Source organism: Sphingobacterium olei, assembly GCF_005048855.1.
Taxonomy (GTDB): domain Bacteria; phylum Bacteroidota; class Bacteroidia; order Sphingobacteriales; family Sphingobacteriaceae; genus Sphingobacterium; species Sphingobacterium olei.
Genome location: NZ_SUME01000008.1, coordinates 1 through 21,959, shown reverse-complemented (window position 1 = coordinate 21,959; position 21,959 = coordinate 1). Strand labels below are relative to the sequence as shown.

General features: G+C 37.6%; 20 protein-coding genes. 13 read left to right on the top strand and 7 right to left on the bottom strand.

Annotation, left to right across the window (positions count from 1 at the left end; translation table 11 throughout):
• Window positions 1-142: 142 nt before the first annotated feature.
• Window positions 143-901 (top strand): SDR family NAD(P)-dependent oxidoreductase, encoded by a 759-nt coding sequence (locus FAZ15_RS17625; RefSeq protein ID WP_136902639.1) that lies wholly within the window; start codon window positions 143-145, stop codon window positions 899-901.
• Between the two features lie 527 nt (window positions 902-1,428).
• Here FAZ15_RS17625 and FAZ15_RS17620 read toward each other — a convergent pair.
• Window positions 1,429-2,070 carry a metallophosphatase domain-containing protein gene (locus tag FAZ15_RS17620; RefSeq protein WP_136902638.1) on the bottom strand — a complete coding sequence of 214 codons (642 nt, stop codon included), beginning with the start codon at window positions 2,068-2,070 and terminating at the stop codon, window positions 1,429-1,431.
• Between the two features lie 422 nt (window positions 2,071-2,492).
• Between FAZ15_RS17620 and FAZ15_RS17615 the strand changes: the two genes are divergently transcribed.
• From FAZ15_RS17615 to FAZ15_RS17605, 3 genes are all read left to right on the top strand, one after another.
• Entirely contained in the window at window positions 2,493-4,433 is a 1,941-nt protein-coding gene (locus FAZ15_RS17615) for a cyclic nucleotide-binding domain-containing protein (RefSeq protein WP_136902637.1), read from the top strand.
• Window positions 4,423-5,031, top strand: a complete 609-nt coding sequence (locus FAZ15_RS17610; protein WP_136902636.1) for a GDSL-type esterase/lipase family protein — start codon at window positions 4,423-4,425, stop codon at window positions 5,029-5,031. The genes FAZ15_RS17615 and FAZ15_RS17610 overlap by 11 nt, the downstream gene beginning before the upstream one ends.
• A 196-nt stretch (window positions 5,032-5,227) precedes the next feature.
• Window positions 5,228-6,826 carry a M60 family metallopeptidase gene (locus FAZ15_RS17605; RefSeq protein ID WP_136902635.1) on the top strand — a complete coding sequence of 533 codons (1,599 nt, stop codon included), beginning with the start codon at window positions 5,228-5,230 and terminating at the stop codon, window positions 6,824-6,826.
• Window positions 6,827-6,890: 64 nt separating this feature from the next.
• Here the strand turns inward: FAZ15_RS17605 and FAZ15_RS17600 are convergent, their stop codons facing one another.
• Entirely contained in the window at window positions 6,891-9,443 is a 2,553-nt protein-coding gene (locus FAZ15_RS17600; RefSeq protein ID WP_136902634.1) for a DUF5686 and carboxypeptidase-like regulatory domain-containing protein, read from the bottom strand.
• A 266-nt stretch (window positions 9,444-9,709) separates the two neighbouring features.
• On the opposite strand from FAZ15_RS17600, the gene FAZ15_RS17595 reads away from it, so the two are divergent.
• On the top strand, window positions 9,710-10,021 hold the full coding sequence (locus FAZ15_RS17595) for a cupin domain-containing protein (protein ID WP_238387303.1): 312 nt from the start codon (window positions 9,710-9,712) through the stop codon (window positions 10,019-10,021).
• A gap of 7 nt (window positions 10,022-10,028) precedes the next feature.
• Here FAZ15_RS17595 and FAZ15_RS17590 read toward each other — a convergent pair whose 3' ends face one another.
• Window positions 10,029-10,955 (bottom strand): 1-aminocyclopropane-1-carboxylate deaminase/D-cysteine desulfhydrase, encoded by a 927-nt coding sequence (locus FAZ15_RS17590; protein ID WP_238387302.1) that lies wholly within the window; start codon window positions 10,953-10,955, stop codon window positions 10,029-10,031.
• Between the two features lie 39 nt (window positions 10,956-10,994).
• Here FAZ15_RS17590 and FAZ15_RS17585 point away from each other — a divergent pair, with 39 nt between their 5' ends.
• Both FAZ15_RS17585 and FAZ15_RS17580 read left to right on the top strand, forming a co-directional pair.
• Window positions 10,995-12,032, top strand: a complete 1,038-nt coding sequence (locus tag FAZ15_RS17585; protein WP_136902632.1) for an RluA family pseudouridine synthase — start codon at window positions 10,995-10,997, stop codon at window positions 12,030-12,032.
• 11 nt (window positions 12,033-12,043) lie between these two features.
• Window positions 12,044-12,901 (top strand): aminotransferase class IV, encoded by an 858-nt coding sequence (locus FAZ15_RS17580; protein ID WP_136902631.1) that lies wholly within the window; start codon window positions 12,044-12,046, stop codon window positions 12,899-12,901.
• A gap of 36 nt (window positions 12,902-12,937) precedes the next feature.
• Here the strand turns inward: FAZ15_RS17580 and FAZ15_RS17575 are convergent, their stop codons facing one another.
• Complete coding sequence (locus FAZ15_RS17575) at window positions 12,938-13,291, bottom strand: hypothetical protein (protein WP_136902630.1); 354 nt, start codon at window positions 13,289-13,291, stop codon at window positions 12,938-12,940.
• A gap of 172 nt (window positions 13,292-13,463) precedes the next feature.
• On the opposite strand from FAZ15_RS17575, the gene FAZ15_RS17570 reads away from it, so the two are divergent.
• Window positions 13,464-13,850 carry a single-stranded DNA-binding protein gene (locus FAZ15_RS17570; RefSeq protein WP_136902629.1) on the top strand — a complete coding sequence of 129 codons (387 nt, stop codon included), beginning with the start codon at window positions 13,464-13,466 and terminating at the stop codon, window positions 13,848-13,850.
• A 56-nt stretch (window positions 13,851-13,906) separates the two neighbouring features.
• Here the strand turns inward: FAZ15_RS17570 and FAZ15_RS17565 are convergent, their stop codons facing one another.
• Complete coding sequence (locus tag FAZ15_RS17565; RefSeq protein WP_136902628.1) at window positions 13,907-15,322, bottom strand: alkaline phosphatase; 1,416 nt, start codon at window positions 15,320-15,322, stop codon at window positions 13,907-13,909.
• A 253-nt stretch (window positions 15,323-15,575) separates the two neighbouring features.
• On the opposite strand from FAZ15_RS17565, the gene FAZ15_RS17560 reads away from it, so the two are divergent.
• Window positions 15,576-16,454, top strand: coding sequence for a DUF937 domain-containing protein (locus tag FAZ15_RS17560; RefSeq protein WP_136902627.1), 879 nt, complete (start codon window positions 15,576-15,578; stop codon window positions 16,452-16,454).
• A 172-nt stretch (window positions 16,455-16,626) separates the two neighbouring features.
• Here the strand turns inward: FAZ15_RS17560 and FAZ15_RS17555 are convergent, their stop codons facing one another.
• On the bottom strand, window positions 16,627-17,160 hold the full coding sequence (locus FAZ15_RS17555) for a lipocalin family protein (protein WP_136902626.1): 534 nt from the start codon (window positions 17,158-17,160) through the stop codon (window positions 16,627-16,629).
• A 93-nt stretch (window positions 17,161-17,253) separates the two neighbouring features.
• Here FAZ15_RS17555 and FAZ15_RS17550 point away from each other — a divergent pair, with 93 nt between their 5' ends.
• Together FAZ15_RS17550 and FAZ15_RS17545 are read left to right on the top strand one after the other, a co-directional pair.
• Window positions 17,254-17,715 (top strand): DUF4268 domain-containing protein, encoded by a 462-nt coding sequence (locus tag FAZ15_RS17550; RefSeq protein WP_238387301.1) that lies wholly within the window; start codon window positions 17,254-17,256, stop codon window positions 17,713-17,715.
• Between the two features lie 7 nt (window positions 17,716-17,722).
• Window positions 17,723-18,532, top strand: coding sequence for a S1/P1 nuclease (locus tag FAZ15_RS17545; RefSeq protein ID WP_136902625.1), 810 nt, complete (start codon window positions 17,723-17,725; stop codon window positions 18,530-18,532).
• On the opposite strand, the gene FAZ15_RS17540 is transcribed toward FAZ15_RS17545, so the two are convergent.
• On the bottom strand, window positions 18,497-19,255 hold the full coding sequence (locus FAZ15_RS17540; protein ID WP_136902624.1) for a helix-turn-helix transcriptional regulator: 759 nt from the start codon (window positions 19,253-19,255) through the stop codon (window positions 18,497-18,499). The genes FAZ15_RS17545 and FAZ15_RS17540 overlap by 36 nt on opposite strands.
• A 717-nt stretch (window positions 19,256-19,972) precedes the next feature.
• Here FAZ15_RS17540 and FAZ15_RS17535 point away from each other — a divergent pair.
• A complete protein-coding gene (locus FAZ15_RS17535) occupies window positions 19,973-20,389 on the top strand; it encodes a hypothetical protein (protein ID WP_136902623.1) in 417 nt (138 codons plus the stop codon).
• 24 nt (window positions 20,390-20,413) lie between these two features.
• On the top strand, window positions 20,414-21,959 hold a 1,546-nt coding region (locus FAZ15_RS17530; protein ID WP_202912445.1), incomplete at its 3' end, for an autotransporter outer membrane beta-barrel domain-containing protein.

The window sequence follows — 21,959 nt, the reverse complement described above, 5'->3', positions numbered from 1 at the left end:
GTCATGCTTTCGCGATTTTTCTTTAGTCTAAAAGACGATGCAATAAATACCGACTTCTAAAGTTAACATCTAAAAAAGCAACCGTATAAAAAAGTACATGCTGCGTTCTAAAACATCATCATAATCTATAAAACAATAAAAAATGACACAAAAAATAGCATTAGTAACAGGTGCAAGCCGTGGATTGGGTAAAGATTCCGTTTTGCAACTTGCAAAAAAAGGTTTCGATATTATCCTTACGTATCAAACCAAAAGAGAATTTGCCGATGAGGTGGTAAAGGAAATTGAGAGTATCGGACAAAAAGCATTTGCATTATCTCTTGATATCTCAACAACGGCAGGTTTCGATCAATTCACAACTGAAGTGAAAAACATCTTGGATACACAATTTTCTTCCGCAAAACTGGATGCACTCGTAAACAACGCAGGCATAGGGATCAACCAGAGCTTTGAAACGACGACAGAAGAAATCGTCGATCTCATGACAAATATCCATTTCAAAGGTCCATATTTCTTAACGCAGAAACTACTACCCCTATTAAATGACGGAAGCAGTATCGTGAATATTTCTTCAGGTTTGGCCAGATTCTCATCTCCAGGATACTCTGCGTATGGCGCTATGAAAGCTGCCATAGATGCGCTATCAAGATACCAAGCTTTGGAACTGGGGCATAGAAAAATAAGAGTCAATGCGCTTGCTCCAGGTGCTATCGAAACTGATTTTGATGGCGGTGTTGTTCGTGACATGTCAGAAGTAAATAAACACTTAGCTTCCGAAGCAGCTCTAGGAAGAGTAGGATTGCCGGATGATATTGGAAGTGTGGTCGCATTCCTTGGTTCCGATGATTCCAAATGGATAAATGCGCAAAGAATCGAAGTTTCAGGAGGATATAGAATTTAATCTAGCAAAAAAATGCCTAAGAAAAAGCCCATTTCAATGACTGTTGAATGGGCTATTCTATTCCTATGCTTGATTTTAAAAGAAATCCGAATGGTGATACACCATTGCTGATCAAAGAAGGTATTAAGCCACACCTTTAATACCTTTTGTCTTTTTAAATTCCGTCAAGCTCATCAGATGAGCAAGCAAGTAAATTGAAGCAGGTAGCATCTCCATGTGAACAGTATTAAATAGCGAGAGCAGACGAAAGTTATATGATTTTTAAGATCATCCACTGGCTTTTAATCAATAAAATTTTTACTTCTTTAAAAATAGCCTTTGTAATATCCTTTCTGCGATTTCCTAAATTTGATAAATTCAGTTTCCTGTCCTAGAAAATTCGGGTAGCAAAAAAAGAAAATTAAATTTGAATCATTGGCTTAAGACAACTATAACACTTAAGTTTGCGTTCCAGTACACCCTCCGGCTCCACAAAATAAAAGCTCAATGAAAGTTGGGCTTTTATTTTTTAGGAGGGATTCGGATAATTAGCCCCACAGCTCAAACGGCTTATTCTTCATATCATACCAATCATCTAAAACACTAGCGTTTATAAACGTGGTTTCTCCTTTTATGAATTGTCCATAATCTTCGTGAATATGCCCGAAAATATGATATTTAGGTTTTACTTGGGAAACCCGCACTAGTAACTCTTCACATCCAGTTCGTTTTCCGTAGACCGTTTCGTCTAAAATTCCAAAAGGTGGTCCGTGTGTGACTAGTATATCCGTATCATTAGGTATCAAATCCCAATGTTTTTTTATTTCGCCGCCTCGATCTCGATTAAATGCCCAATCATTAAACCAAGGGGTAACCGGCGAACCCCATATCTTGATTCCGACTATTTCTACACCGGAATCATTGAGGTAAGTAACTCCTTCAGGAATCATTTTGCTGAGCATATCGGTAAGTTCATTTTCGAAGAGAAAATCATGATTTCCTGCAATAAATATTTTATGTGCAAATTTCAATTTAGAAAACCAGTCCAAAAAATCCTGAATCTCTTCCGGACGCCCAGATTTACTCACGTCTCCGGAATGAATGATTATATCGCCCTTGGTCAGTTTCAGTGATCTATGCTGTCCATGTGTATCGGATATGGCTATAATTTTTAAAGGCTTATCTTTCAAAAAATAACGTTTTTTGTTTAAATAGTAAAGTTAATTAAAAAATGAGAATCACGAATTTTCTTTGGAATTTACCACTTGATCTCTCCGATCTCTGCTATCTCCGAAGTAAAGCGTATATACTCATGAAATGATTTTATAATGAATTTAAATTTACATAAATAGGGTAGGGAATTTCTGTCGTTAACGAGTGTTTGTTGTTTTTTTTAATTTTTTTGTATTTTATGTAAGTTATTCGTGTGTTTTTATTTCTTTTTATTAATAATGGTGTGTTTTATTATGTCATTTTGATTCAAGTTTTTGTTTTTTATCGGTTTAAAATAGATTTTTTAAGAACATTTTTGGATTTTTTTGTTTATTATTAGTGGGGTGTTGTGAAATATTGTATTTTTTACGGCTTTTTTGATAAATAAAAAGAATTATTTGTGATAATAGATTTAGCATATTTAAAAAATTACTTTCCTGACGGTCAGTTAATCACAATGAATGAGAAAGACTATGTAAGCCGTGCTCATCAGAAGATAGAATATATTCACTGGTTAATCGAAGGCTCAATTAGCTTTATCATGGTATTGGACGAGAGGTTTCCGGCTGTCCAAGTGTGTGAGTTTGCTATAGAAATGTTTCCTATTGGCTGGAATGGACTAGAACTTGATAGTCGAAATACAAAAGATATTATTGTATCGTCTCCAGAAGCTACATTCTATCGTGTACCATTAAATAATGAGCATACTTTTTTACATACCATCAAGGATTTCCAGTTGCAGCAACATGTCTGTAAGATCCAATACAATTTATTAAAAGAAGCTCTTTTCTGGCAAAGAAAGGTTTTGTCGCGAAATGAATATATTTCTAGAGTAGCCGTATTAGCCCCTTATAAAGCGAATAAAGAACCTATAAATACTGGTGAGTTAACGCTTCTGTTCAAGAAATCACCTTTTTTCGGTCTTTTTGACGATGAGATACTAGCTAAGTTAGCACAGCATGCGTGTAGAAAGACGTATGAATTAAAGGATGTCGTATGCTGTCAGGACTCTTTGTCTGATGGGATATATATTCTTGGCGAAGGAAAATTATCGCTTAAAAGATACGAAGATAAGCGAACGCTGAGTCAGTGGTCGGTACAGAATGCCGGATATGTGGTAGGCTGGTCTACATATTTTGGTGAACCCGAATTTTGTACTATTGAAGCAGTACAGAGTACCAAATTGTATTTTGTAAGTTGGTCTAGTGTGTTTGATTTGATAGAGAAAGATGAAAAAATGAAGTTTATCTTTTACGTTCGCATGAATTGGCTTATAGACAATTATATCAATGCTGCATTTGTACGATATCTCAGCTTTAATTTTAACTATGATGAGCTTACAATCCGTTACCTTATCCGACAGAATCAGACGTTAATACACGTATCTTCAGAATTGCATAAAATTCCTCATTTGTTGAGGAATAAAATGACTAAATCTTTGGCCATTACCATTCTACAAGATTTATTGGTTAGGGGGCAGGCAAAGGAACGCCGGTTGGCATCTATGTGTTTGGAACTGATGAAAGCGACTATTGGCGAGGTTAATTTTTTGCACCAATTACAGAAAGTATATACTACTGTAACCGACAGCCTCGCAAGCAAAAGTGAATTAGAAATCCGTAAGGACTGTGCTATTGAGACGCAAAATCTGTGTAACTTGTTTAATTTCGAGGTAGAGGGCTATACTAATTTGCCGGAAAGTACGGGCAATATAGTGATTTATAACCATTTGATAAATGATCCTGCTTATACGCTCAACAATAATTTTCAAATCACCTTAGATTCCCATTTTATTAGCGCTGAAATACTTTATCGCAAATACAATGATCCAGGCATCCGGGTGGTTCGTATCGCGCAATCGCAGGAATTTGCTCATCAAAATTATTACGAAAAATTAGGGTATATTAATGTGGCTACATCGCATTCTGCTGTATCATCACTTGATAAACAAGATCAGATGAATGAACTTTTTTTTGACGAAGCAATAGCTACGTTGGATAAAGGATATAATCTTATCATTAGCCCCGAGGGAACCTCTTATCGTACAGAAGATGATATCCCTGGTCCATTTAAAATTGGCGCATTTAAACTGGCATTAATGAAAGATCCAGAACCTTATATTGTACCCATCATTCTTTTGAACTTTGATAAAAAAGCTGACGGTGCACCCAAATATTGCAAAATACTACCTGCATTTAGGATCAGTGAGCATCCTTCGTTCAAGGGTGTTGACAACATTAAGGACTTTGTAAGGGACTATCATATAGAATTCAAGGGAGAAGTAAAGAAATTAAAGGAACAAATAAAAAGCTCCGGTAATAAAAAAATGTATGCAGATTAACAATATAGAAATACAATGGAGAAACGAAATAGAGTTATTGCGTGTTAAGGTAAGGCAAATTCCTGAGAAGTCTGGACTTGTAGCATTCTATGGAAGTTCTACCTTTCGTTTGTGGGAAGACATGCAAGAGGATCTAGCTCCCTGTCACCTCATCAATCTAGCATTTGGAGGGTCAACATATGAAGACTGTATTTATTTTTTTCCTGAGCTATTTGCCTGTTTAAATCCCGAATATATTGTCCTTTATGCTGGAGATAATGATCTGAGTCAAGGGAAGTCTCCTGCAACTGTTCTTCAGGACTTAAAAAGAATGGTGTCGTTGATCCAGAAAACATTCCCGGAAATTCATATTGCCGTTGTAAGTATTAAACCCAGTCCTGATCGACTTCTATTGTTAGAGAAGGTTATTAAAACGAATGATTTAATTGAATATTATGCAAGTGAAAACGATATATTATTTATAAATACTTTCCATCGATTAATAGACACGACCGGAAAACCTTGCGGGCGCTATTATCAAGAAGATGGCCTTCATCTCAATAAAGGGGGGTATAAAATATGGTCTTCAACGATAAGGACTACGTTGTTAATTCCCTGATTCTGTCTATTGTGGATGTCATTGACGATCTGCTCGTAAAAATTAGTCAAACGGTTGATTAATATCAATAACCTTGAATTCATCTTTTGTAATAATTTTGGTACAGTGGCTCATGCCTTTTCGTTACGGAATGAAATTATCTTAGGGCACTAATAACCCCAATAAAGGGTGTCCAAAAACTAAGAGAAAATACGAGATGAAAAGAATTTTGTTATTTATAGCTGTAAATTTTATTGTTGCAGTTCCCTTAATTGCCCAAACGGCGAAAGAAATTAAAAATGCATATGCTTCGCTAACTGTATTTGAAGATCCCTTGGCGTTGAAATTAAAGAAGGGCGTAAAGAAAGCGGATATTGATAAAATTGCAGATCCGCAGATTAAAGAGGTTGCTCTCCAGTTACTTGCTGATAAATACGAAACGGCATACCGTTACGCAAGTTACCCGGCGCTGCTCTCGCCTTCTATATTGGGAAGGGAGTTGAGTATAGGAGATGGTTATAGCAAATATGAAAATATCACTGGTGTGTACCTTCCCAAAGGAAAGCACATCATCCTTGTCGACGGGATAACAGGGGATAAAGAAGTTAACCTGATTGTTCCCAATTGGAACCGTAGAGCACCTGAGGGCATCGAACCCACAAAAGATCCAAAGGGTTGGGGGATAGAAAAGGTGGAATTCAAGCTTCGAAATGGAATCAATATCATCGAATTAACAGCTTTCGGGAGCTTGGCTTATATAGATTATTTTTCGGCTACACCGAAGGAAGAGCAACCCGTACAGGTTCACTTTTTAAATGGACAGGTTAATGGTTACTTTGACGCAGCAAAGCATACAGATGCAGACTGGAATAGACTACTTGATCACGCCGTTTATCCAATTATTGATGCGATAGGAAAGCATATTCAAATTGCTTATCCGGTAGAAGCTTGTAAACAATATGCTTACGGTAGGGGAGTGGAACTTATTGCTAACTATGACTCTCTAATATACCGACAGCATCGGATTATGGGACTTATAAAGCACAATAAAGTACCAGACAATAAAATATTATCTCGAGTTAATTATAATTATTATATGTTCCGAGACGGAGATGGGGTGGCTTATATGGGTACCAACCCTGGAAATGCCATGCCGTTAGTGGTAGATCCTGCCCGTGTCATAAAAGGTGATCCGTGTTGGGGATTTAGTCATGAGGTGGGGCACGTACATCAGACACGTCCCGCCTTTAACTGGGGTGGACTTGGAGAAGTAAGTAATAATCTTTTCTCTTTATATGTGACGCGTTCATTTGGAAATCCGACACGGGTAGCAGAGCAAGGGAATTATAAATCGGCTACGGATAGTATTATCAATAAAGGTATAAGCTATTTGCAGGATCCGGATGTATTTAATCGTCTAGTTCCGTTTTGGCAATTGCAGTTGTATTTTGAAGGGATTGGCTCCAATCCAGATTTTTATCCAGATTTGTTTGAGGCATTTCGTAAGCAAGCTGCAACGCAACGTCCGCAGGGAAGGGGACGTGGAGGTAATTGGGCGGCAGACAGAATGACGGGAAATAATAATCCTGCGGTACATCAATTAAACTTTGTAAAGACAGCCTGTGAAGTCAGTAAAGTAGATCTGACGGAGTTCTTTGATAAATATGGTTTTTTCCACGTGGGTGAAATCACGTATAATGATTATGGCAATTATACCTATGATATGACCCAGGAGATGGCAGACGAATGTAAAAAGGCTATCCAAGCAATGCGTCTGCCGAAACCAAAAGTAGATATCACGACGTTGACCGACTAATTAATAAAGGGCGCTTTTTATCTTGAAAGCGCCTTTATTGTTATTAATAGTGACTGTGTAAATTCTAAAAATCAAATCTGAATCGCGCCCTCACACCCCATTCGGCGACATTAGGCTGATCGAGATAATTGAGACGTTTTACCAGGTCTACACGAAGGATCTTAAAAATATTGGACAAACCTACACTTGCTTCCATATAGGGTTCCTGTCCGAATGTGAATGAAGATACCTCCCCATCTGAATTTTTTTGCCAGGCAAATACATTATTGTTCAGGCTCGGGTTGTTTTCATCACGAAGTCCGCCATATACGGCTTTGAAACTAAAGACTTCACGCCATTGCAGTTTTTTTAGCAGCGGGATTTTGTTCAATAAAAATCCGTTCATATAATATTGCATATTGAATGCGACGTGATGATCTGATACAAACTCCAAAAAGTTCATCAGATTGTAAGAATTCAATTGATAGGCATAAGTCTGATTTGCACGATGCACCGTTAATAGTGGAAAAGGAATATTTTCTCCTAAAATATAGGATCCTTCGACATTGATATCCGCAAAGCCAAATTGTGACAGGTAAAATCTTTTGAAAGCTCCAGCTGTAAAATTGTGGTAGTTGTAGTCACCCTCCATAAAACCCTTGATACCGGCCGTGTAATTCAGCGTGAAAATAGGATATTTATTAAAGATTGGCGTACGATACAATTTTCCTTGATAAAATTCCTCATGAGGTGCATAACGTAAACCTACTGATACTTCTGTTGTATTTAGTTCCCTTAGAAAAAGAGGTGTCCCATCCTCCTGTGTTACTTGATAATTAAGCACCCCGGCTGGCTGTTGTTTCCACTTGCTTAAACCTGCAGAAATAGTGAAGCGGTTTTCGAATTCCGCTTTATACTCCAGTCGATAGATATCGTTGTAAAGATAGCTTTCATTTTCTCCTCTTTTGAAAGATAACAAGATGTTGTCTTCCTGGACGAAATCCAAGTTCTGCCCAGGAATTTTGGTATCTCGCTGTACGGACGCCCGGATGTAGTGTTGTGGAAATTTGTAAACCGATTTGTTATTTAACGCATACGTACCACTTAAAAAATATTTCCATTTTTTGTCATCCAATCCATAGGCAATATAAGCCTCTGAATAGAACTTAGTACTGAAAGACTCTGTCGTACGGCCTCCTAAACGGAAACGTAGACCTTCTACAGGATTGTAACTGTAAAACGTATTTACCGGACCGATTTCTACGGGGCCAGCCTGCTTGTAGCCAGAAAGCACCAGGGTGCTGATATCCATGAATCTCCGAAATGAAGGAATTGTTTGCAAGGTATCGATATTGTAGTAGATGATCTGCTCGGCTTTACTTAATGGCTCGTGACGTAGTGAAGCCCAATATCCCTCTTTATTTGTTGCGACAGATTGTACTGGAACTTTTACAATGGATTCGCCCGCATAGATACTGTCAGGCTGTACTTTTCCATTAATGTAATCGGTATAATACACGATACGGTTGCCTCTTATTCCACTTCCTTTTTCCGTCAACGAAAAATCAATTCCCAAACTGCTTTTATTCAAATAGTATTTATTTTTATTGTCCTTCTCGAAAGCCAGTTCGATATTGAGATCCCTGACAAAATTGAGGTTGATATCTTCGTTAACTTTCATCTGCGTAGATTGTACGGCATATTGACCATCCAGTGTGACATACAACTTACCCTGAAATAGAAAATCAGTTTTACTGCGGGGAAAGAAGCTCAATTCAACCAACCAGGGGTTAGACGTCTTGATGGTATCGGTGATATAATAACGATAAAAGGTTGGTGCACTATTGGCAATCGGACTCAAGAATTGATTGGTCAAGAGTGCAATATTATTATCATATATGTCTATATGTTGATAAAGATTGTTGAAGTAATTGCCTAAACCTTCGTTATCGACAAATTTAGGATCAAATTCCGCTTTCCGCTCCGCTAAAATATATTGCTTATTTTTTTTGGGATCATTCCTGTAATATACCTTAGACACTTTCTCTTCAATAAAGGCTGGTAAAATATATTTATCACCGGTTTGTACAGAATCATCTTTCTGAAACAGGAACTGATAGTTCTTAAATGCTTTGCGGTTTTTGAATTTTTCGGATAAATTACTCAGCCCCAGGGAAATCTTCTCATACTGTTCGTATTCCACATATTGTTGCCCCGTTAATCTGTTTTCATCACGATGTGCAATGACCTGTCTGATTAATTCCACCGCAGGATTATTTTTGTTGGAATATTTCAATTTTGGTCTTTTGACCACAACTTCCTCGATTAGATTCTCGGAAACCAATAATATCTCAACCGGAGATCGGAGGGCAATAAATGAAAAGTCCTGATTTTCGTATCCGACGTAGGAGATTCGTATCTTGGATTGTGCAGAAGGAACCTTTAGATTAAAATTCCCATCATCATCCGTATACGTGCTTTGTGTCGAGCCAATTACAGCAACCGTTACAAATGATAGAGCTTCTTTGCTTTGTGCATCTAGTACACGTCCCCGTAGCTGTAGGTCTTGGGCATATGTGTTGATAACGGATAGAATAGACAGAAATAATAAAATGCCTTTCTTTATTACGTTGTTCATAAAATATTAATTAATTCATTTTGACTTTCTGAAGTAAATGTTCAAAAATTCTGACGCAAATTAAATGGATATTTTCTTTATTATAAAATCTTAAAAGTGAGTTTGACGAATAGATGATAATTAGATGATGAGCAATTATGAATATGACATAATGACAACCAAAATTTTCTGAAACAGATAAAACGGAGTATCTTTGGTTAAGAAGAGCGGGTGTTAATTTAATGAGAAAAGATTAAGATATAGTAATCAAAAAAGATATGTTTTTAATGGATAATCTAAAGGAATGGCAGGATCTGGGAAAAGGTGTGCAGCGAAAGGTAATAGGATATACACCGGAAATGATGTTAGTAAAGGTCCGTTTTGAAACGGGTGCGATTGGCGAGTTGCATCACCATCTACATGTACAATCCTCTTATGTATCATTAGGTAAGTTTAAGTATAGCATTGATGGAAAGGATCAGATTCTCTCTGCAGGTGATGGCTGTGTGATACCTTCTAATCTTGTACATGGCTGTGTATGTCTCGAGGCGGGAGAATTAATTGATACGTTTACTCCATTTAGGGCAGATTTCCTGTAACACGGCACTATATGAATTTTTCATACATGCCTAAAAATCCTGTCAATCCGCCGGTGTGCAGGATTAATATCTTTTCATTGGCTAAGAAGGTTTCCTTTTGTACTAAATCCTGAAGGGCGTAGAAAAGCTTTCCAGTATAAATCGGTTCTACCATGATACCTGTTTTGGACACAAATTCCTGGATAAAGTGAAATAATTCGGGGGCAGTCTTGGCATACCCTCCAAAATGGTAGGTCGTATGTAGGATCAATTGGTTGATGGGTGCATTAAGATTCTTCATTTCCTCCTCGATAAAATCTCCCCCTTTTAAGACTGGAATGCCGTGAAGAGTTGTGTTGTCCAGTTGATGATCTGCAATTCCCTTCGCCAATCCGGCTAACGTTGTACCCGTACCTGCGGCACAAAAGATATGGTTGTAATTTTGTTTTAATTCTGTAATTATTTCGGAGCAACCTTTCATACCGTGAGTTCCATATCCCCCTTCATCAATAAATAAGGCATTGCTGCCATTTTCGAACCGTTGATGGAATAAATCCGTTTTGTGTTTATATTCGGTTCGGGTCACGAATACCAGTTCCATTCCATAGAGTTTACACATCGCGAGAACGGGATTGGAGACACTTTCACCGCGTACGAATCCTATAGTGTTAAAACCGAACATGGCTCCGGCGCAAGCAGTGGCGAGCAGGTGATTGGACCAGGCTCCTCCAAATGTAACCAGCGTATCTTGTTTGTTTTCCTTTGCCGATATTAGCGCATATTTAAGTTTACGCCATTTGTTCCCTGAAATAAAAGGATGGATCAAATCATCTCGCTTAACGAAAACCCGTACCTGCTTTTCTTTAAATAATGGAAGAAATAATTCCTCCTCGGGACTATAAAAATCAAGTGTCAATTCGATTGCTGTTATATTTAATTCATGTTCTTGCTTCAAAGTTAAGAGATTTTGACCTATTTGCCTTACTTTTGTGCAATGGCAGAGGATTTAGAATTATTAGAACAAGAAGATCAGGAATTATTTGAACATATCCGTATTGTGGCGGATAAGGGACAAGCTCCGTTGCGTTTGGATAAATTTTTGATGAACAGAGTAGAGAATACGTCTAGAAATCGTATTCAGAATGCAATCGATGCAGATACTGTTCGGGTGAATGATAAAATTGTAAAGGCCTCTTATAAGGTGAGACCATTAGATGTGATCACCATGTTACTACCTGATCCACCACGCGATACGGAAGTATATCCAGAAGATATTCCATTGAATATCACCTATGAAGATGAAGATGTACTGATTGTCAATAAAGAAGCTGGGATGGTTGTACATCCAGGATTTAATAACTTTACCGGCACGTTGGTAAACGCATTGACTTTCTATTTAAGTCAGTTACCGAATATGGTTGGGAATACTGGTAGACCTGGACTCGTGCACCGAATCGATAAGGACACCTCAGGGCTTTTGGTTATTGCAAAAAATGAATGGGCTATGACCTATTTAGCCAAGCAATTTTACGATCACTCAATAGCACGCCGTTACGTGGCCCTAGTATGGGGAGACATAGCAGAAGATGGTACCGTTTCTGGATATATAGGACGTAATATGAAAGATCGGAGGGTAATGGAAATGTATAAGGAACCAGAGCAGGGTAAGTGGTCGGTAACACATTATACAGTTTTAGAACGCTTGGGTTACGTTACCTTGATCGAATGTCAATTGGAAACAGGTCGTACACACCAAATCCGTACGCATATGAAATCAATAGGCCATCCCTTATTTAGTGACGCTGCTTATGGTGGTGACAAAATCGTTAAGGGAACGGTCTTTAACAAATACAAGCAATTTGTCGAAAATTGTTTTCAGATGATGCCAAGACAGGCTTTACATGCACGGGCACTCGGCTTTGTGCATCCCACATCAAAGAAAACAGTGCACTTCGAGGTACCAATACCGGAAGATTTTCGTTTAGTGTTAGAGAAGTGGCGTAATTATGCCACGGGTCACGAAGTAAAATAGAATATTCATTTATGCCGATACATTATATTAATTACAACGGCACGTTTGTGCCGGAGGATACGTCTGTGATGACGGTTGAAAATCGCGCCTTCCGCTATGGGGATGGTCTTTTTGAAACTATGTTATGGAAAGACGGGGACATTCGATTTCTAAAATTTCACGTTGAAAGATTACAAAAGAGCATGAAAATGCTGCACTTGGATGAATATACGAAATTTGACGAATTCTTTATTCGGAGTAGGGCAGAGGAGCTTATTCGGAAGAATAATATGGTAGGGAAACGTCTTCGCATTCGTTTGATCGTATTTAGAGATGGTGGAGGGCTTTATAGTCCACAAACGAATAGACCTGTTTTTGTTTTTCAGGTGCATAAAATAGATGAGACCCTACGCGACAGGAAAGTGGGGTTAATTGTGGATCTCTATACCGAGTATAAAAAATCATATAGTGATCTATCGGGTATCAAATCCAATAATTCCCTGATATATGTTTTAGCTGGATTGCACAAGAAAAAGTTCTCTTTTGACGATGTATTGTTATTAAATCAGGAGGGCTATTTATGCGAGGCATTAACTTCCAATATATTCGTGTATTACGAAAAAACACTGTATACACCAGCGCTATCTGAAGGATGCATTGACGGTGTAATGCGTCGCGTTGTAATGGATATGGCCAGACATGAAGGAATTCCCGTAGTTGAAGCGCAAATAAGTCCGGAAATCATGAAACGTGCTGATGAGATTTTCTGTACCAATGCGGTTCAAGGTATTCAATGGGTCATGGGTTATAAACAAAAACGTTATTTCAATAAAATGGCACGCATTCTGGAAGAAAAATTGATAAGCTGGAATTACGAAGAAGTAGAATAGTAAGTTTATCGTTTCCTAATTTGCGAGTCTCATTGATTATTTTTGTCTAACGATCAAGCATAAATGGTTTTCCAGAAGGAGGTATCCGTATTCGTAGACGAATATATAAGATTGTCCTTTGCTAGTGTGAAGCAAATGTGTGTGGTAATCAAATTGGAAGCCTTCTTTTTGAAGCTTATCTGAAGAAACTTTAATCGATTTCTCATTTCCTAAGAAAGCCTGTAGTATCCTTCTGTTTTTACGAAGTATGTGATTGATATTACGGATGATATTATTTTGATCGCCATTTAGTCGGTTGTTATACGTATTTCTGCAAGCATCATCGCAAAAGCGTTTATCAGCACGTCCTTTGATGGGTTTGAGACATTCTAAGCATGATTTTTCATTCATATTTAATCTTTAGTATCTAATTGTAAGCGTTTACAAACGGTTATAGTCGGTAATAAGCGTTTAATATACGAATAATATTTTTACCTCCCCGATCTTTGTGTCAGCAAGTAGCTTTTGGGCTATTCGTTGTTTAGGTTAAATTAATATTTTTTACAATTTAAATTTTAAGATCATGAATGCTTTAATGAATCAAGTTCAATTAATTGGGCGCTTAGGTGCTGATGCAGAAATCAAAACAACTAGTCAAGACACTAAGGTTTGTACATTACGTTTGGCAACGAATGAACGTATAAAATTACGTAGTGGAGAGTGGAAAGAGACTACACAATGGCATACCTGTGTGGTATGGGGTGAGTTGAATAATGCTGTAGAAAAATATGGTAAAAAAGGTGCACAAATTTTAGTTTCAGGGCCATTGCAGTACCGTGAATATATAGATAGTCAAGGTATAAAACGTTCGATAGCAGAAATCAAGGTAAATCATTTCATGGCATTGGATTACGCCTCAAAGGAAATTGACACCCGAACAGCGGACAGGGATACCGATCTTCCATTCTAAAATAAAAAGCGGGATATGCAACATGCACATCCCGCTTTTTGTTTTCTACTATATCCCTAGAATTCCAGTCCCGCAGCCATAGCTATTTTTTTTGGAATATCTACGTTTTCCATTTTATGCCTGAATAGTTCAGCTCCCGCGCCAATGGCATAAATTGGAATGTATGCCGCTGAATGTCCTCCAGATGCCCATGAAACCGAAGATATCTTATTCAAAATGGATATACTTAATGCCGCTATTTTGTCGTCATTGGCATAAAGACTTTTTTCTGTTTCATTTTCATGTTTGACAAAACTCCGCTCGTAGGCCGTAAAAAGTTGCTTTTCGTCGTTTTCAGCAACTTTCGCAGTAGACCACAATCCCAAATTTTGTTGTAATACACTTTTTACTTCTTCCCAACTTGCATTTGGATTTGTTTTGCGAAGCTCTCTTATATGCGTAGAGAGTTCTCCTTGAGACACAACCTGTCCGTTAAGTGCCTTTGTGTTTAATCGGCTACTGCCATTACCGATTCCAATTCCTCCGGTTTCATGGTCTGCTGTTACGATAATGAGTGTTTCCTCCGGATGTTTTTTGTAAAATTCAAAAGCTAATTTAACGGATTCATTGAAATCAAGTACTTCATGGATTGCGGTAGCACCATCATTAGCATGGCAGGCCCAATCTATTTTTCCGCCTTCTACCATTAGGAAAAAGCCGTCTCCTTTATCGTTCAAGGTGAGTGCTTCAATAGCTGCAGCTGTAATTTCCGCTAAATTAAGGTCGCCTGCTTTTTGATCAATTGCATATTTTAATGCAGATTGATCTGTATCATCCATATTCGTCAAGATAATCTTGCCGTTCTGAGTCTTCTTTGCATCTTGAAAGGCTCTATAACCTTTGACAATTTGGTAACCTGCCTTTTCAAATTGAGGAAATAGGGAAGGAGCATCCTTATTATCGAAAGTTTTATCGGGCTTGATGAAACCGGCACCGGCGAAAAAGTCAAAATTTGATTTAATCAGATCCAAACCAATTTCGTAGTACATGTTGCGGTCGGGACGATTGGCATAAAATGAAGCAGGAGTGGCATGATCAATACTCACACTTGTCGCAATACCGACTCTCATACCTTTAGCTTTAGCGGCATACGCAATACTTTTGTAAGGTACCGTAGCTGCGCTGTCCATCCCTATTACACCATTCCTTGTTTTTTTTCCTACAGCAAGCGCAGTGCCTCCCGCTCCTGAATCAGTAACGCCATGAGACAGCGAATATGATGTGCCAAATGTCGCGTATGGAAATTGCGTAAATACCAAAGGGAAAACACCGTTTCTCCCAGCTAATTCTGCTGAATATACTTCAGCAATGTTAACTTGATTAAGTCCCATGCCATCACCGATCATGAAAAAAATATATTTGGCTTTCTGACCAAATAGGGGAAGGAGGAAAAGAAAAGAAAGAAAAAGTAATGTCGTGATTTTTTTATTCATAACTGTTTTTAGATTGAAAAATCAAATATAAGTTATTCAAATTAAATTAATGTTAATTCAAAAATACCATTCGAACAACAGTTAAAAGGCTATGAACAGCATTTGCAAATCAAATTGATTTAAAGGGTATGTTTACTTTAACCAGTAGTTATAATTGCTTTACAGCTAGATATACAAGAGAAGATTAAACTAAGAAAATGAAACAAAATTTATTCAATGGTGTTGTATAATTGTAATTAATCATTTTATTGCTATGGAGAATAATTTGTTAAATTTAGCAAAATCACACTTTAACGATGAGGTTATCATCTCTAGATTGGGTGCAAATACTGGAGAAAGTGACGAGTCGATCCGAAGGGGCTTAGATATCGCTATCCCTTCCATATTTTTAGGTCTACAAAGTCAATCGAGCGAAGGCTTGGCCGGTATACTTGAACAAGCGAAACAACATTTTTCGGGTATTGATTTCGAGAATATAACGGGGAGTTTATTTGCCCAAGAACCCGAGGATACGCATACGGCATCTCAGCTATCCGACAATAGTTTCCTATATACCGTTTTCGGTAATAAACTTGATGCTATTCTCGCTTCGCTATCTACATTTTCCGGCAACTCATCCGGTACGATCAGGCACTTGTTAGAAGCCGTTCTTCCGGCGGTATTCGCGAGTCTAACAGAGAATGGCAGTAATTGGAGCATCAGTTCGATCGCCGAAGTATTGGAGATTAATAAATCGTCTTTTGCTTCTGCTCTTCCGGGTGGATTGGGATTAGGCACTTTTGGATCTGCATTTGCGGAAGCGGATACACCGAACCTTTTGACTAACGACCCGGGTATCGTAGATACGCCTACTCCGGCCGATACGTATGTACCTCCCATAATAGAAGAAGAGATTCCTCCTGTAATTCCATCAGCTGCGCCTATTGTGCATACCCATGAGGCTATAGCAAAAAATACAAGAGGTGCAGGCTTATGGTGGATATTGATTCCGATCATTTTGATTTTGATTTGGTTTCTTTTTGGCCGAGAAGGAAGCGGCACCAATAATACGACTGCCACAGATTCTGTTGCCGCTACATCTACAGATGTAGCGGACACGTTATTAAACAGTCCAACTAATCCGCGTCACTAGCAAAGTATCTCCAATATGAAGAAAATATAAAAGATTATAAGCGACGCTAGCTTGTCAACTGAGTTAGCCTATGTTTGTAATTATAAAAGAAAACGTTCTCGTATACGAACGTTTTCTTTTATGTAGTAGCCAGAAATAATGCGCACCGCCGCACAGAGCTAGCGGATTTGATTTAATCATGAAATGTCCAGACCAATTTTTTTACATCGTATCCGGCCTTCTCAGCATACGCTAAATACATATCACGTATTTCATCCGGAATAGTTTTTTCCCGTGATAGTATCCAGATATAATCTAAATTTTCTCCAAAAACTAACGCATATCGATAATCATCATCTACATGCATAATATTATATCCCGAATAAAATGGGCCAAAAAAGGAAACTTTAAGTGCCCCTTCAGTTGGTGTCCTTACAAATTTTGCTTTGCCAATACTTTGTTTGTGTTTATTCTTAGTAAAGTCAAGTCCTTGATTATTTACGCGAATAGAACCATCCTCATTAAGGTTATACTCTGCTGTCACATTTTTGAGATTCTTTTCCCAATAGAAATCTAATCGCGCAATTTCATGCCATTTTCCTAGATATCTATTGATATCTAAATTTTGGATAACAGGAAGGTCTGATTTTATCGGTTTCCAAATATTGTAGATAACTGATCCGGCAGCAACGGCTGTCAATACTAATAAAGATTTCTTCTTATTCATATCTGTGTTGTTAAATATCAATGCTTTCCGAAGTTAAAACACCTTGCGATCCTAAATGTTTATGTAAATTGCTAGTTTTGTAAAAAAAGCACATTGTACTCAAGAGAAGAAACAAAAAAACTGAAAGAACATTTTTGGACAACATTCGGCCAATATATGGCTGTTGTTCCTTCTTCAGACATGGAAAAAATTAACTGGGTGAATTATAAAACGGGTATTAAAAACATTTTCTTTCGTATGGAAGTTACTAATAAAAAAGCGACTATAATGATTGAAATATCACAAGCTGATGACGGGATAAGAAATCTGGTATTCGAACAGTTTCTGGAACTTAAACCTGTTTTTCAGGCGACATTTCAGGAAGAATGGGATTGGAGTAACGTATGTTATGACGAATATGGAAAACAAATAGGTCGTATTTCTAGGTCTCTGGAAGATGTCAGCATCTTGAAAAAAGAAGATTGGCCTGCTTTGATCTCGTTTTTTAAACCGCGTATCATCGCTTTAGACGAATTTTGGTCTACCGCAAAGTATTTATTTGATATCTTTAAATAATCTTTAAATGAAACATAAATTTTCAACATTACTCACACTAGTCATTTTTATTTCTATAGCATCCATGCAAACTGCACGGGCATGGGGAATGACGGGACATCGCGTCATTGCGGAAATTGCTGAACGACATTTAACGAAAAAAACCAAAAAGAACATTCAAGGTATAATTGGCAATCAAAAATTAGCATATTGGTCAAATTGGGCTGATTTTATTAAATCAGACCCCGATCCCAAGCTTAATCAAACGGGTTCCTGGCATTTTGTAAATACCAATTCCAATCTAACTTTTCAGCAATTTTCGTACGAACTGCTACAGTCGCCGGAAAATAATCTCTATAAAGCTTATTTGCGGATTAAGGATCATGCAAAAAACAGCCTTAGTACGAGTCTCTTGGAAAAGCAACATGAGTTGTATTATATAATACATCTTTTCGCAGATGCCCACCAACCCATGCATGTGAGCCGGGAATCAGATCTTGGAGGTAATAAAATAGATGTAATGTTCTTTGGTCGAAAAACTAATATTCATCGCGTATGGGATTCCGATTTAGTCGAAAATGAGAAGTATAGCTTTACAGAGTATGCAGATGTATTAGATATTCATGACATGAACGTTTATAAGAAATATAGGGATTGTACGTTCGAAGAAATGCTATTCCAATCCCACGAATTGGCCAATAAGATTTATAAAGATGTGGAAAATAACACTAATCTGAGCTACAACTATATCTACGATTACAAGTATATCATGGAAGATTGTTTACTTAAAGCAGGTATTCGTCTAGCTATGCATTTGAATGAGATTTATGGTAGATAAAGAGACTGATTGGCTTCTTAGTTGTTCTAATCGTTCGGGTAATTTCAGTTGCATCCACAATGTCAGGTCTTCCGATGAAGGAACCTGAAGCTTTTTTCTGATTCGATATTTTCTACTTTCTACCGACCGGGTAGTACTGTTGGTATAATATGCGATTTCTTTTGTGTCAAAATTGAGTATCAACATCGCACAGATTTCTATTTCTTTTGCGACAAGTTTAAATGAGCTTACCGTCATCAACTGACGCGAAAACTCAGGAAAATATTGATTAAATTTTGTAAAAAAAATAGGGTTTCTGTTGTTTGCAAGTTCAATCAACTCTTGAATATATTTATCCTTTTCCTCCTCTTTCTGAGAAGACTGATGTTGACTAAGCTCTTCAACTTTATGTACGAGCTGATCCACGGCTTTTCGTTGCTCTAATTGTATATTTTGATAGTATTTAAAAGCAAAAAATAACGTTATTGATATAAGTACTGTAAAGCTAATCAATGTAAAGAATGATTTTCGGTACGGATGTATCTCGGCCGGCATAGTTTTTTCAAAAGATATATCGATGTTTTTATTGTTGTTGTCTTTATTATTTTGTATCTGTGAGTCGAACTTATACAACGACTGGATTTTGAACGTATTGGATATCGACTGTGCATTCGCACTCTGTAATACTGCATACGCAACTAGGTATATAATAATTGAAATAAAATAATGTAAATAACGTGCCATGTTTTATACCTTTCCTATCTAAGATTTTAAACTATTTTTAGTGTGATTATAAAGAGTCTCTTCTCCTGACGCACAAATATTATTAAAAATTGGGATAATCCAAATTTCACCCAATAATCAAATGGAATACTTATTTGTTAAAAAGTGGCTTAACGCTTTAATAACTGAGTTTTTCTATAGTATCCATTTTCTCAAAAAATTCTATTATCATAATTATGTAGTATAAGAACTACATTTTTTCATATTAATTAATTGATTATAAGGTATTTGTTGTTTTTCGACACTTGTATTGATGTTTTTTTGATTGTATATCAGTTTTTAATGGGATTTGTAAAGAACAATCTAGTCGTTAATGTTTTGGGAGTCCTTTTGTTTATCTAAGGCTAGCTGCATTGATTTTGTACGTCATTCAAACCTAGAAACATTTCTAAAGCTATTTGCTTGTTATATAATTATGCAAAAGTCATCCTAATCAGATCTTGTTGTATGGTATGCGTATAAGTGAGTAGTAAATTTTACTGATATTCTCTAGTTTTTATCTAAGATCGTAATACTGAAAATTTGTAGATGTAAATTTACAAAAATAAAAGACAATTATCTTATTATTAGATGCTTATGTTTAAGCGTATGATGTGCGTATAAGTGCGTATTCAATAATTCTTAACTCCCATCTCTTCTGGTTTTCTTTGTTCCACAAGTACAAAATTTAATCTGTATATGGAATCTGCAAATAAAATCAATCGGATCGTATTAGCCGGTATATCTCAACGATTATCTGCGCGTATAAAAAGTATGTTAAAGACAATGTTTGAGTCCGAATTTCCAACACAAAGCGTAGATAGGATTACTGAGTTGGAAACGCATGCGGATTCAGGAGATTCACTACATGATTGTTTGATTATCCTTTCAATTGATATGCGTATTAAAGAGAATATAGAACATGTCGAGAGCATGTTGAACATGAGATTTAAGGCGAAAGTTGTGCTAATCGTCGACGAATGGGAATTGTCTTTCATGCCATTTTATAATGCGATCGGCATCCATGACTTTTTGGAACGTAGTCAGTTAAAAGAAAATTTAAAAGCTTCCCTAGCTAAGCTCCTGAATACAAATTCAAGGTATAAATCAAGATAAGGAATTAATCTAAGTATTAAATTAATGAATAAACGTAATCAATTTTTACTATACGGTCTACTTTTTGGTTGTATAGGCATGGCTAATGCACAGTCCAAAATATCTGACGGTACTGTAAATGGGGATCCGACTGTTCCCAATAAAAATGCAATTTTGGAATTGAGTAGTATCAACAAGGGGCTATTGCATGTCCGGATTGAACTCAGTCGGACGACGGATTTTACTCCATTAAGTGCACATGTGGCAGGGATGATGGTTTATAATACCGTGACTACAAATGATGTTGTTCCAGGTATTTATTATAATGATGGAACAAAATGGGTTTTGGTCTCTTCAGGCTCGGCTTCTAATATATCTTATGATCCAACGACTTACGTGATCAGTTACATCGATGCCAGTGGTAACCCGCAAACCGTTAATTTGGTGCAAGCGATTAAAGCTAATGAAACGAAAACTCTATTGGTGAGTAATGGTGGTGGAAAATATACTTATTTTAACGAAGAGGCAATCGATACTAATGGCAATCCGATTCTAAGTAAAGGTGTTACGATCGATGTCCCTGCGGATGTGATCAACAACTTTGAGGAGATCGTTACCAATACGGAGGTGCTTAACCAATTGATCGAGAATTTAACGAACACGACAGTTGGCGGCAATGTAAGCTACGACGGTGACCAGTTTACCTATGTTGACGAGAACAACGTTGTCCAGAACATCAGTTTCGAAGAGATCGTACAGGCCAATGAGACGGTAACGACACTTGTGAACAACAATGACGGTACGTACACCTATACGAACGAGGCCGGTGCTACGGTTACGATCGATGTCCCTGCGGATGTGATCAACAACTTTGAGGAGATCGTTACCAATACGGAGGTGCTTAACCAATTGATCGAGAATTTAACGAACACGACAGTTGGCGGTAACGTAAGCTACGACGGTGACCAGTTCACGTATATCGATGAGAACAACGTACAGCAGGTGATCAACTTTGAAGAGATCGTACAGGCCAATGAGACGGTAACGACATTGGTCAACAATAACGACGGTACCTATACCTATACGAATGAGGCAGGTGCAACGGTCACGATCGATGTCCCTGCAGATGTGATCAGCAACTTTGAGAACATTTACAACCAGATTGTCAACGAAGAGATTGTCGTCAATGGCGATACATACAGCAGTTTCGAGGAGTACCTTACACAGATCATTACCAATAACACCAATTTCGAGGACAACGATTTCATCGAGGTAAGCGGGACGGGAACAGACACAGACCCCTTTAGGATCACGATCAAGGCTGGGGATGCAAACTCCATGCTGGTTACCAACGTGACCGGCGAACTGGAATGGGCAACGATCGAGAGTATCGTACAGGCCAATGAGACGGTAACGACACTGGTTACCAACAATGACGGTACGTACACCTATACGAACGAGGCAGGTGCTACGGTTACGATCGATGTCCCTGCGGATGTGATCAACAACTTTGAGGAGATCGTTACCAATACGGAGGTGCTTAACCAATTGATCGAGAATTTAACGAACACGACAGTTGGCGGTAACGTAA